We start from the raw sequence: 12,764 nt of genomic DNA, 5'->3' as shown, positions 1-12,764 counted from the left end.
TCCTTAAGTCTCCAGATTCCGGAAAAATCGCCGCCAGCGCCTGATGGATCGGCCGCGGCGGTCACCTTTTAGCCGATTATCGCGCGAATGGAAGCGCGCCCATGACGCATCCACGCAATTGTCACATTTTGGAATATCGGCTTTGACCACAACGCTATAGCGCGATCTAATTCCCTGCCTATCTTGAGGTTGGGGACACATTGGAGTGATCAACTCCGGTGGTGTCGGTGTGCAGCTTGCCGTTCCGTTGGTGTTTCGATGGACCGATTGTTGCGATACTTCTTGGGGCGCTTCATCCGCCGCGGTTCGATCACGTTCACGACCGCGAGCGGCGCTCAGTTCACCTGCGGTGACGGCACGGGCGTACCGGTTGCCGTGCGCTTCATGACGCGAGGGGCTGAACTCCGCGTCCTGGTCGATCCCGAGCTTTATCTCGGCGAAGCCTTCATGGACGGCACGTTCGTGGTGGAGCAAGGCACCGTTGCCGACGTGTTGGCGGTGCTTATGGGTCAGGCAGCCATGCTGCCGAACTTTGCCAGGCTGCAGGCCTGGGTACGCTTCCTCGGACGCCGCGCCCAGCAGATCAATGTGCGCGGCCGATCCAGAAGCAATGTCGCCCGTCATTACGATCTCGACGGCCGCCTCTATTCGCTCTTCCTCGACGCGGACAAGCAATACAGCTGCGCCTATTTCGAGACGCCGGACGCGACGCTGGACGATGCCCAGCTCGCCAAGAAGCGTCACCTCGCCGCAAAACTCCTGATCAAGCCCGGGCACCGCATCCTCGACATCGGTTCCGGCTGGGGTGGCCTTGGGCTCTATCTCGCCGAGATGAGCGGCGCCGACGTCACCGGCGTCACGCTGTCGACCGAGCAGCTGCAACTTTCCAACGCCCGGGCGGCGGAGCGGAACCTGGCGCAATCGGCGCGCTTCCTGCTGCAGGACTACCGCGACATCCCCGGGCCGTTCGACCGCATCGTCTCGGTCGGCATGTTCGAGCATGTCGGGGTCGCCTACTATGAAACCTTCTTCGCGCGCTGCGCCGAACTGCTCAGCGACGACGGTGTCATGGTGCTGCATTCGATCGGCCGCTCGACCGGCCCCGACGTCACCAGCCCCTGGATCCGCAAATACATCTTCCCCGGCGGCTACATTCCGGCGCTGTCCGAGGTCATGCCGGCGATCGAGAAGGCCGGATTGCTGATCTGCGACATGGAGATCCTGCGCCTGCACTATGCCGAGACGCTGAAGGCATGGCGCGAGCGCTTCATGGCGCGGCGCGAGGAGGCCGTGCGGCTCTACGACGAGACCTTTGCCCGGATGTGGGAATTCTACCTGGCTGCCTCGGAGATGTCGTTCCGCGTGCAGAATATGATGAACTTCCAGCTCCAGCTCACCAAGCGCCAGGGCATCGTCCCGATAACCCGCGACTATATCGGCGGCGAAGAAGCCCGCCTGCGGCTGAAGGAGGCCGGCGCGGCCAAGCCCCGGCTGCAACTGGCCGGCGAATAGGTCTGAAGGAACGGGTGCGGCGTAGTCGCGCAGGCTGTAGGCCGACCCGCAATGGCCAAAGGTCGGCGCCGGACGCGCCAGATGGGCTGCGGCGGCCGAAATCAAGCTGGCATCGCAGGGAACGTTGCGGACCTCGGGACGCGCCGCCTGCTCCATGGCATCGACAAGCGCCGCCAGCCAGCGGCGATCCATGCCATCTGCCCGGCCAAGCCTTGATCGCGCTGTCTGAAACTCTCGAGTCATCGCCGCCGTATCTTGCCTGAGCGTAGACAACCTGGAATCCGCCGGGTCGTTCCCGCGAACCTGCCGCAAAAAAAGTGCGGCGCATGTGATCTGCTTCACAGAGGTCTGTCCCGGACTGTCGTAGTGGTCCGGAATGACCCGAGAAACACACCAGACGATGCTGGACCCGCAGCGCGATATCGCGACTGACTACGCCCTGATCGCCACTGGCGTGGTGGCCGCCTTGATCGCGCTGGCCTTCCTCATCCTGGTCTGAGAAATCGACGCCAACAGCCGCCTCGCCTCTCCATGGTCCGCTCGCCTGGCAAAAGGTTCAGGCGGCGTCCAATTTTAGCCAACGACCGTGCTGATCGGCCGGCTCCCGCCCGGTTTCGGACAAAACCCCAGTCAAGCGGAATGCATCCGGCTGTTTCGGATTCACACCTCGCGTTGTGTGAATCGTGCATAAGAAACATCCGTCCTTTCGCTTCGTGCCGGGCTGGCGCTTCATCGCCGCCCCACAGCCGAAAATCTCAGTAACGACGAAATCAGAAGAATAAGCTCGTCCATGGCCTTGATTGATTCTGAACGTCCACAAGCTCGCGCCCGACGCCGCATCCCCGGCCTACCGAAGTGCGCCGCACAACATCGAAGCGGAACAGGGCCTGCTGGGCGCGATCCTGGTCAATAACGACGCCTTCTACCGGGTCTCCGATTTCCTGGAGCCGAAGCACTTCTTCGAAACCATCCATCAGCAAATCTATGAGACCGCCGGAAGCCTGATCCGGATGGGCAAGGTCGCGAACCCGGTGACCCTGAAGACGTTCTTGCCGGCCGAGCTCGACATCGGCGGCATGACGGTCGGCCAGTACCTCGCCCGGCTTGCCGCCGAAGCGACCACCATCATCAACGCGCAGGACTACGGACGCACCGTTTACGATCTCAGCCTGCGCCGCAACCTGATCCAGATCGGCGAGGACATCGTCAACGTCGCCTATGACGCGCCGGTCGACTTCGCGCCGCGCGCCCAGATCGAGGATGCCGAGCGGCAGCTCTACGGCCTTGCTGAAACCGGCCGCTATGACGGCGGCTTCCAGCGCTTCGCGCAGGCACTGACGATCGCCGTCGACATGGCGGCGAAGGCGTTCCAGCGCGACGGCAAGCTGTCGGGCATTTCGACCGGTCTGCGCGACCTCGACGCCAAGATGGGCGGCCTGCAGCCGTCCGACCTCATCATCCTCGCCGGCCGTCCCGGCATGGGCAAGACATCGCTCGCCACCAACATCGCCTACAACATCGCCAAAGCCTATGTTCCGGAAGTCCAGGCGGACGGCACCACCAAGGCAGTCAATGGCGGCTGTGTCGGCTTCTTCTCCTGCGAAATGAGCGGCGAACAGCTCGCCACCCGTATTCTCGCCGAGCGCACCGGCATTCCCTCGAGCTCGATCCGTCGCGGCGGCATCTCCGAGCTCGATTTCGAGAAGATCCGCGACTGTTCGATCGAGCTGCAATCGCTGCCCTTCTACGTCGACGAAACCGGCGGTCTCTCGATCTCGCAGCTCACCGCGCGGGCGCGACGGCTCAAGCGCCAGAAGGGCCTCGACCTGATCGTGATCGACTATATCCAGCTGCTGCAGGGCTCGGGCAAACGCGGCAACGACAACCGCGTGCAGGAAATCACCGAGATCACCACCAACCTGAAGGCACTGGCCAAGGAACTGAACGTTCCGATCATCGCGCTGTCGCAGCTGTCGCGTCAGGTCGAAAACCGCGACGACAAGCGGCCGCAGCTGTCCGACCTGCGTGAATCCGGCTCGATCGAGCAGGACGCCGACGTCGTGATCTTCGTCTATCGCGAGGAATACTACCTCGCCAACAAGGAGCCGCGCGCGGGCACGCCGGAATATGAGAAGTGGCAGATGGACATGGACCTTGCCCACGGCAAGGCCGAAGTCATCATCGGCAAGCAGCGACACGGCCCGACCGGCACGGTCGATCTGCACTTCGAGGCCAGCGTCACGCGCTTCGGCGACCTCGCACCCGACGGTCAGGTTCCGGATCACGGCCACTGAGATCCGGCATCGGTCGAACGACGCAGGGCACCCGCGTACAACTGAGCCATGAACATCGTGACTGACGCGAAATCGCAGCTGACATCCGAGGCCAGTTTGCTGGCGGCCCACCCGACCGCCAGCGGTATCCTCACCATCGACCTCGACGCCATCATCGCCAACTGGCGCAAGCTCGAGAAGACCGCGGTGCCGGCCGAATGCGCCGCCGTGGTCAAGGCCAACGCCTATGGCTGCGGCGCCGAGCAGGTTGCGCGGGCGCTGGCCAAGGCCGGCTGCAAGACCTTCTTCGTCGCCAGCGTCGAGGAGGCCGCCGCGGTGCGCGCGGCCGCTCCCGAGGCGACGGTGTATTCGCTCGGCGGCTTCTTCCAGAACACCGGCGACGCCTACGCCAGGATCGACTGCAAGCCGGTGATCGGCGATCTCAACGAGCTCGCCGAATGGGACGTGTTCTGCCGCCGCTCCGGCTGGTCCGGCGGCGCCGGCATCCATATCGACACCGGCATGAACCGGCTGGGGCTCACGGTCAGCGAGGCGCAGGGCATCATCCCGCGGATCAATGCCGGCGACCACGGCATCACGCTGGTCATGAGCCACCTCGCCTCCGCCGAATTGCTCAACAATCCCGCCAACGCCAAGCAGCTTGCGAGCTTCCGCGAGATCGCGAGCCTGTTCACCGGCGTGCCGGCCTCGCTGGCGAATTCTTCCGGCGTGTTTCTCGGCGCGCAATTCCAGTTCGAGATGGTGCGGCCGGGCTGCGCGCTGTATGGCGTCAATCCGACGCCGGAGGCGGACAACCCGATGCAGCAGGTGATCGACCTCAAGGCGCGCATCGTGCAGATCCGCAACATCGACCGCGGCGAGACCGTCGGCTATGGCGGCACCTGGACCGCGCGCCGGCCGACCCGGCTTGCGATCGTCGCCGCCGGCTATGCCGACGGCTATTTCCGCGCCGCCAGCGCCAATGACGGCACCCGCGGCGCCGAGGTCGTGGTCGCCGGCAAGCGCTGCCCGATCGCCGGCCGCGTCTCGATGGACCTGATCGCGGTCGATGTCACCGACCTCGACAAGAATGCCGTGCGGCGCGGCCACATGGTGACGCTGATTGGCGAAGGCATCACGGTCGACGAGGTCGCGCATCATTTCGGCACCATCGGCTACGAGGTGCTGACCAGCCTCGGCCGCCGCTTCGTGCGCATCTACAAGGGCGGCGATGCCGTCGCCGCGAGAAGCGACGCGGTCGCCGAGACGAGCGAGCCGGCTGCCCCGCCCGCAGCCCCGCCAGCCTTGCCAACAGCAGCGCCCGCTGCGCCGCCGCCACTGCCGGCCGCCGAGCCAACGGCGACGTCCACCTGACATGATCAAGGTTCGCGATTGCCGGTGCGCATGAAGATCGCGACCTTCAACATCAACAACGTCAACCGCCGCCTGCCCAACCTGTTGCGCTGGCTCAAGACCGCCAAGCCTGACGTCGTCAGCCTGCAGGAGCTGAAGGCAAGCGACGCCGAGTTTCCCGCGGCCGCGATCGGGCAGGCCGGCTACGGCGCGGTGTGGCAGGGACAGAAGACCTGGAACGGCGTCGCCATCCTCGCGCGCAAGGCTGAGCCGGTGCTGATCCGCACCGCCCTGCCCGGCGATGCCGGCGATCACGAAGCGCGCTACATCGAGGCCGCGGTGCGCGGCATCGTCGTCACCAGCCTCTATCTGCCGAACGGCAATCCGCAGCCCGGACCGAAATTCGATTACAAGCTCGCCTGGTTCAAGCGGCTGCGCGCCCATGCCGCCAAGCTGCTCAAGCAGGACGTCCCGGTGGTGCTCGCCGGCGACTACAATGTCGCGCCGACGCCGTTCGACATCTACCCAACGCGGTCCTGGGACAAGGATGCGCTGATCCAGCCGAAGAGCCGCGCCGCCTTCAAGGCGCTGGTCGATCAGGGCTGGTGCGATGCGATCCGCACCCTGCATCCGGACGATCAGATGTTCACCTTCTGGGACTACAAGCGCCAGCGCTGGCCACGCGATGCAGGCCTGCGGCTCGATCATCTCCTGCTCAGCCCCGCAGTGGCGCCGCGGCTCCTGAAAGCCGGCGTCGACCGCGCCATCCGCGGCGAGGACGGCGCCAGCGATCACGCGCCGGCGTGGGTGGTGTTGAGGTGACGGGTTTGCGTGTCGCGCTCGCGCCACAATCACTCTGTCGTCCCTGCGAAAGCAGGGACCCGTACTCCGCGGCCGATGTTGCGAACGGGACTTGTCGTTCCGGCGATGCGCGATAATCAGCATTCGTGGTTATGGGTCCCTGCGTTCGCAGGGACGACATAAAATGTGTTGCGCGGTCTATCGAGTTATACCACCGCATTCTCGCGACATGATTTGTCCAAGTCTTGCTGCGCTGCGCACGATGGCGTGTCGATGGCTCGGCGGCGCCCTTGCGCCGTCTCGAACCATGAGGTCACACTGAGCCCCTCTCCCGGGACACGCATTCAGCATGGCTCGGGATCACCTCACCGGAGCGCGCAGGTGGGCTTTCTCTTCGTCCTCATCGTCGGCCTGGTCGCCGGCACCATTTCCGGCATCGTCGGCACCGGCTCGTCGATCATGCTGATGCCGGTGCTGGTCTATCAGTACGGACCGAAGCAGGCGGTACCGATCATGGCCGTCGCCGCCGTGATGGCCAATCTGTCGCGCATCCTCGCCTGGTGGCGCGAGGTCGACTGGCGTGCCTGCATCGCCTACTCGATCACCGGCATCCCGGCCGCCGCACTCGGCGCGCGCACCCTGCTCGCGCTGCCCTCGCATGCGGTCGATATCGCGATCGGCGTATTCCTGATCGCGATGGTGCCGGTGCGGCACTGGCTGGCGCGGCACAGGCTGAAGGCCAATCTCTGGCATCTCGCAATCGGCGGCGCTCTCATCGGCTACCTCACCGGCATCGTGGCCTCGACCGGCCCGCTCAGCGTGCCGCTGTTCCTGTTCTACGGTCTCAGCAAGGGCGCGTTCCTCGCCACCGAGGCGGCGAGCTCGCTCGGGCTCTATGTCAGCAAGTCGGTGACGTTCGAGCGCTTCGGCGCACTGACGCCGGACATCGCGCTGAAGGGCCTCATCGCCGGCGCCTCGCTGATGGCCGGCGCCTTCATCGCCAAGCGCTTCGTGCTGCAGCTGAAGCCGGAGTTGTTCCGCCTGATCATGGACGGCATCATGCTGGCGGCGGGCACGGCGCTATTGTGGTCTGCAATGACGCAGTAAAATTCCGACATCGACCAGGCCCTGGGCAAACGGATTTCACCGTGACGAACACCAACATCCTCCCGATGGTGTCGTAATTCTACGGGGCTTTGCGCATCGGGTGGCGTGTACCCCGAAAGAGTTTTGTTGAGCGCTCACCTTCCGTTGTTATCCGGATTGCCATCGTCCGGCCGCTGCGTTTATGACAATCTCATTACTTGCACTTGATCGTTTGCGGAAAAGAACTTTGCTCCAGCAGGCATCACAGGGTTGATCGACGACCCGGATGCGAGTCCCGAGAGTTCAGGCGACACGAGTTCAGCGACACATGGCGTGCAGATCGGGCGCAGAGCCCGGCGCCTGATGTCGCCGATGTCGGCCTGACGAATGCGGGATCGCAAGTCGAAGCATTGGGAGTCGCGGGTCGTCAAAGCCCACGACAGGCGGGAAAGGCAGGCGCGCGATGCGCAAGATGATGATCACGACTGCGGCGATTGTGACGTTCGCCGTTGCCGGCTCGGCGTTGTGGCCGACGGCAAGGCCCGATGTCGCGCAGTTCGGCGACAGCGTCTACGAAACGATCTGGGTCTGGCGAATTCCGGCCTACGCGAACAATCCGTCGTGGCGGGTTCGCTGGAGCTGGAGCGATCCGTTGCGCGCGCAGGCGAGATGCTGCCGCGCTCTGCCGACGAGTTTGACGCCGCGCGAGAATCCGCCGCTGCTGCTGTCGAGGCGGGACCTCCACGTTTGACCGCGCGTACAAGCGAGAGCAGTTCCCTTGCGCGAAGCGCATTTGATTCAAATTCGCGCTGTAGTTGAACTTACTTTTTATCCTTAACCAGAAACCTGATCTTTGATTTACATCTGCAAGATGCGGTTTACCTTGTCTCCGCGAGCACAGCGGATTCAGGGACAACAACAACATGCGCCAACCAAGCCTCACCCTGTGGTTGACGGTTGTTCTGGCGACGCAGGGATTGAGCGTCGCGGCAGACGATACAAGACCGGGACAACCGGGTGCCGTTGCCGCTGCTGACCGCGTTGCATGTTCCCTGCAGCCGAAAAGCGAGGAACCGTCCGATCCGTCGTCGACCTCGGCAATTCCCCACGCCGAAAAATTCGTCGCGCGGGAACATTTCAAGGAGGACATCGCCTCGAGCGCGCCGGTCAGGATTTCCTGGCTGAGGCGCGACCTTCGCGCAGCGCTTCACGAACAAGATCGAGGACGATAGCGGCGGCGCATCGTTGCAGACCTTCATCCTGAGCGCGGCCTCGAGCGACAAGGAGATCCTCGCCAGACTAGGTCAGAGCCACGAGAGCAGGCTGGCCGACGTCTGGTGCGCGTTGAGGCGACAGCCCAGCGGCAGCAACGGCCCGCTGGAAGTCAACGCCAAGCCGAACGTGTTTTACGTCCGCGACAGCGCCGGAGAGCTTGGTGCCGTCGACGTGCTGTGGGGCGGCGTCGGCTGGGAAATCGGCGCAAGTCCGGTCGGCGACAAGCCGCGCTGGCCGGGCGGAACGCGGGTGTTCTCGCGCTGAGCCGGCCCCGCCATCCGGCACTCCGTCTTCGATGGATCGTGCGCGGCGGCCGAACCGTGCTATGCATCGTGCGCGATAGCGCGACTTACCTGCTCCATGGCCAAATCCACCCTCTCCTTCGTCTGCCAGAACTGCGGCGCGGCGTATAATCGCTGGCAGGGCAAGTGCGATTCCTGCGGCGAGTGGAACACGCTGGCCGAGGAAGACACCACAGGCTCGGTGCCGGTCTCGATCCGCAGCAAGCGCAAGGGGCGGACGTTTGCGCTGGAATTGCTGTCCGGCAAGACCCAGGACGCGCCGCGGCTGTCCTCCGGGATGGCCGAGCTCGACCGCGTCACCGGCGGCGGCTTCGTCCGCGGCTCGGTGCTGCTGGTCGGCGGCGATCCCGGCATCGGAAAATCGACGCTGCTGACGCAGGCGACCAGCATGATGGCGCGCGCAGGTCACCGCGCGGTCTATATCTCCGGCGAAGAGGCGGTCGCCCAGGTGCGGCTGCGGGCCGAACGGCTCGGGCTTGCGGACGCTCCGGTGCAGCTGGCTTCGGAAACCTCGGTCGAGGACATCGTCGCGACGCTGTCGGAAGGCGCGGTGCCGCGCCTGATCGTGATCGACTTCGATCCAGACCATGTGGACCGACACGGCGGAATCCGCGCCCGGCACGGTGACCCAGGTCCGCGCCTCGGCGCAGGCCCTCATTCGTTTTGCCAGAAGATGGGTGCCGCGATCATCCTGGTCGGCCATGTGACAAAGGACGGCCAGATCGCCGGTCCCCGCGTGGTCGAGCACATGGTCGATGCGGTGCTGTCGTTCGAGGGCGAAGGCTCGCAGCAGTTCCGCATCCTGCGCTCGGTGAAGAACCGTTTTGGCGCGACCGACGAGATCGGCGTATTCGAGATGACCGGCCTCGGCCTGCGCGAGGTCACCAATCCCTCCGAATTGTTCCTCTCCGAGCGCGAGCTCGGCAGCCCCGGCACGGCGGTGTTCGCCGGCATCGAGGGCACCCGTCCGGTGCCGGTCGAATTGCAGGCGCTGGTGGCGCCGACCTCGCTCGGCACGCCGCGCCGTGCCGTGGTCGGCTGGGATCCGAGCCGGCTGTCGATGGTGCTCGCGGTGCTGGAAGCGCATTGCGGCGTCAAATTGTCCGGACATGACGTCTATCTCAATGTCGCCGGCGGCCTGCGCATCCAGGAGCCGGCCGCGGACCTTGCCGCGGCTGCCGCGCTGGTCTCCTCGCTGGTGAATGCGCCGCTGCCGACGGATGCGGTCTATTTTGGCGAGATTTCGCTGTCGGGCGCGATCCGCCCGGTGGCGCAGACCCCGGCCCGGCTCAAGGAGGCCCTCAAGCTCGGCTTCGCCCGCGCCATCCTGCCCGAATCGGCCCGCGGCGAGAGCGGCGGCGATTCAGGGCTCACCCTCAACAGCGTCGGCAATCTCACCACGCTGGTCGCCGAAATTGCGGCACGCGGAACGCCCCGGGCGGCCGGCGCGACCAGGGCGGCACCGGAGGCCCTGATGCGGCTGAGAAAAATGCCACACCGGCCCGATTCCGTCGCGAGACCAGTTAAAGCGGGCGTGACGTATCAGCCCCCCGCCGCTATACATCCGCCGCGCGGGACAGGTGGCGCTCTGGCCTTGCCGGACGCCCCCAATGCGCCTCAGTTAGGACGGCACCGACTTCGCCGATTCGCGAGAGCCCTTAGCAGCGTAAGCCCTTAACAACGTAAGCCCTTAACAGCGTACCGAAACGTACCAGCGGACCTGACCAGCCGATGCCCATAACGATACTTGATCTCGTCCTGCTCGGCGTGATGCTGATTTCGGGCCTGCTCGCGATGGTGCGCGGCTTCATGCGCGAGATCCTGTCGATCGCGGCCTGGGGCGCCGCCGCTTTGGTCACGCTGTATGCATTCTCGAAGCTTCTGCCGACCGCCAAGACCTATTTCAACAACGACACGGTCGCGGCCGTGGTCGTGGTGGCCGGCGTCTTCATCGGCACGCTGATCGTGGTCTCGATCGTCACGGTGCGGATCTCGGACATGATCCTGGATTCCCGGATCGGCGCGCTCGACCGCACCCTCGGCTTCCTGTTCGGGCTCGCCCGCGGCCTCCTGATCGTGGTCGTGGCGTTCATGTTCTTCACCTGGCTGGTTCCGGACAAGCAGCGGCCCGATTGGGTGACCGGAGCGAAGTCCCGCGTGGTGCTGCAGGGAACCGGGGATTGGCTGATGTCGCTCTTGCCTGACGACCCCGAGAATACCATCTTAAAGAAGTTCAAGAAGAATAAGCCAGACGACGATTCTGCGGCCGATACCAATGATCAGGCGACGCCGGCGTCGGGTGATGGCTACAGCAAACCTGCGCGTGACAGCTTGAAGAAGCTGATCGAGAAACCCGCGGGCCGATAAACTATTTGGGCCCTTACGAGAGGCGATGAACGAGATGCAGACCCCTTCGGATCACACCGACCAAATGGATCTCGACCTCGGCCCGATCGAACTGCAAGACGACCCTAAAAACGACCCTCTCAGATACCACCCCGACCTCGATGGCGACACGCTCCGCGAGGAATGCGGCGTGTTCGGGATCTTCGGCCATCCCGAGGCCGCCGCGATCACCGCACTCGGCCTGCACGCCCTGCAACACCGCGGCCAGGAGGCCGCCGGCATCGTCTCCTTCGACGGCAGCCGCTTCCACAGTGAACGCCGCCTCGGCCTGGTCGGCGACGCCTTCTCCCGCCGCGAGGTGATCGAGCGCCTGCCCGGCAACGCCGCGGTCGGCCATGTCCGCTACTCCACCACTGGCGGCACCATCCTGCGCAACGTGCAGCCGCTGTTCGCCGAGCTCAGCGCCGGCGGCTTTGCGGTCGGCCACAACGGCAACCTCACCAATGGCCTGACCCTGCGCCGCGAGTTGGTCAAGGGCGGCGCCATGATGCAGTCGACCACCGACACCGAGGTGATCCTGCATCTCGTGGCGCAGTCCAAGCGCACCCGCTTCATCGACCGCTTCATCGAGGCGCTGCGCACCATCGAAGGTGCCTATGCGCTGGTCGCGCTGACCAACAAGAAGCTGGTCGGCGCGCGCGACCCGCTCGGCATCCGCCCGCTGGTGCTCGGCGATCTCGACGGTCGTCCGATCCTGACCTCGGAGACCTGCGCGCTCGACATGATCGGCGCCAAATACGTCCGCGACATCGAGCCCGGCGAGATCATCGTGTTCGACGAGCGAGGGGCGCACAGCCACAAGCCGTTCCCGCCGAAGCCGGCCCGGCCCTGCATCTTCGAATACATCTATTTCGCGCGCCCGGACTCGATCGTCGGCGGCCGCTCGGTCTACGACGTGCGCAAGGCGTTCGGCGCCCAGCTGGCGCGCGAGAGCCATCCCGAGGTCGACGTCGTGGTGCCGGTGCCGGATTCCGGCGTGCCCGCCGCGGTCGGCTACAGCCAGTATTCCGGCGTGCCGTTCGAGCTCGGCATCATCCGCAACCACTATGTCGGCCGCACCTTCATCCAGCCGACCCAGAGCGTGCGCGAGCTCGGCGTGCGCATGAAGCATTCGGCCAACCGCGCCGCGATCGAGGGCAAGCGCATCATCCTGATCGACGACAGTCTGGTCCGCGGCACCACCTCGAAGAAGATCGTGCGCATGATGCGCGATGCCGGCGCCCGCGAGGTGCATTTCCGCCTCGCCTCGCCGCCGATCCTCTATCCCGACTATTACGGCATCGACCTGCCGGACCGCGGCGGCCTGCTCGCCGCGACCCATTCGCTCGAGGAGATGCGCGACATCATCGGCGCCGACTCGCTCGCCTTCCTGTCGATCGACGGCATGTACCGCGCGATGGGCTATGAGGGGCGCGACCCGGCAAATCCGAGGTTCGCCGACCATTGCTTCACCGGCGCCTACCCGACCCACCTCACCGACCAGAGCGAAACCGAGGCCCCGCCGCGCCAGCTCTCGCTGCTGGCGGAGGCGAGCTGAGGCGAAGCGTCATCCCGGGGCGATGCGCAGCATCGAACCCGGGATCTCGAAGTTGTCTTGCGTTCTTGCCTCAAATTTCGAGATTCCCCGATGCGCGATTGCGCATCTGAGGTCTGGTCCTTCGGACCATCCCGGAATGACCATGTCTTTTAGCCATGGCCGGGCTTGTCCCGGGCATTTCCGTCTGTAATACCCCGGGCAAACACGCGGACAGACAGA

10 protein-coding genes and 1 pseudogene are annotated in these 12,764 nt (G+C 65.0%); all 11 read left to right on the top strand.

Annotated elements, in window-relative coordinates:
* Positions 1–258 precede the first annotated feature (258 nt).
* The 11 genes and pseudogenes from ACSKB9_RS00760 to purF all read left to right on the top strand — a co-directional run bounded on the left by ACSKB9_RS00760 (position 259) and on the right by purF (position 12,545).
* Positions 259–1,512, top strand: coding sequence for a class I SAM-dependent methyltransferase (locus ACSKB9_RS00760; RefSeq protein WP_438071134.1), 1,254 nt, complete (start codon positions 259–261; stop codon positions 1,510–1,512).
* A 376-nt stretch (positions 1,513–1,888) separates the two neighbouring features.
* Positions 1,889–2,011 carry a hypothetical protein gene (locus ACSKB9_RS00755; protein WP_256520498.1) on the top strand — a complete coding sequence of 41 codons (123 nt, stop codon included), beginning with the start codon at positions 1,889–1,891 and terminating at the stop codon, positions 2,009–2,011.
* 291 nt (positions 2,012–2,302) lie between these two features.
* Positions 2,303–3,806 (top strand): annotated as a pseudogene (locus ACSKB9_RS00750) (replicative DNA helicase).
* 48 nt (positions 3,807–3,854) lie between these two features.
* A complete protein-coding gene (gene alr / locus ACSKB9_RS00745) occupies positions 3,855–5,159 on the top strand; it encodes an alanine racemase (RefSeq protein ID WP_438071132.1) in 1,305 nt (434 codons plus the stop codon).
* Between the two features lie 30 nt (positions 5,160–5,189).
* Entirely contained in the window at positions 5,190–5,960 is a 771-nt protein-coding gene (locus tag ACSKB9_RS00740) for an exodeoxyribonuclease III (protein WP_438080010.1), read from the top strand.
* Between the two features lie 360 nt (positions 5,961–6,320).
* Complete coding sequence (locus ACSKB9_RS00735; protein WP_438071130.1) at positions 6,321–7,046, top strand: sulfite exporter TauE/SafE family protein; 726 nt, start codon at positions 6,321–6,323, stop codon at positions 7,044–7,046.
* A gap of 442 nt (positions 7,047–7,488) precedes the next feature.
* Positions 7,489–7,776 carry a hypothetical protein gene (locus ACSKB9_RS00730; protein WP_050386652.1) on the top strand — a complete coding sequence of 96 codons (288 nt, stop codon included), beginning with the start codon at positions 7,489–7,491 and terminating at the stop codon, positions 7,774–7,776.
* 494 nt (positions 7,777–8,270) lie between these two features.
* Complete coding sequence (locus ACSKB9_RS00725; protein ID WP_438071129.1) at positions 8,271–8,564, top strand: hypothetical protein; 294 nt, start codon at positions 8,271–8,273, stop codon at positions 8,562–8,564.
* A gap of 96 nt (positions 8,565–8,660) precedes the next feature.
* Entirely contained in the window at positions 8,661–10,280 is a 1,620-nt protein-coding gene (radA, locus tag ACSKB9_RS00720; protein WP_438071127.1) for a DNA repair protein RadA, read from the top strand.
* 53 nt (positions 10,281–10,333) lie between these two features.
* Positions 10,334–10,969: a CvpA family protein gene (locus ACSKB9_RS00715; RefSeq protein ID WP_026192677.1), complete on the top strand. Its 636-nt coding sequence runs from the start codon at positions 10,334–10,336 to the stop codon at positions 10,967–10,969.
* 25 nt (positions 10,970–10,994) lie between these two features.
* Positions 10,995–12,545, top strand: coding sequence for an amidophosphoribosyltransferase (gene purF, locus ACSKB9_RS00710; protein WP_438071125.1), 1,551 nt, complete (start codon positions 10,995–10,997; stop codon positions 12,543–12,545).
* Positions 12,546–12,764 lie beyond the last annotated feature (219 nt).

The sequence above is a fragment of the Bradyrhizobium sp. BR 1433 genome, assembly GCF_051547665.1.
Classification (GTDB): domain Bacteria; phylum Pseudomonadota; class Alphaproteobacteria; order Rhizobiales; family Xanthobacteraceae; genus Bradyrhizobium; species Bradyrhizobium australafricanum.
Note: the sequence above shows the minus strand (reverse complement) of the source record. Positions and strands in the feature narration are given on the sequence as shown.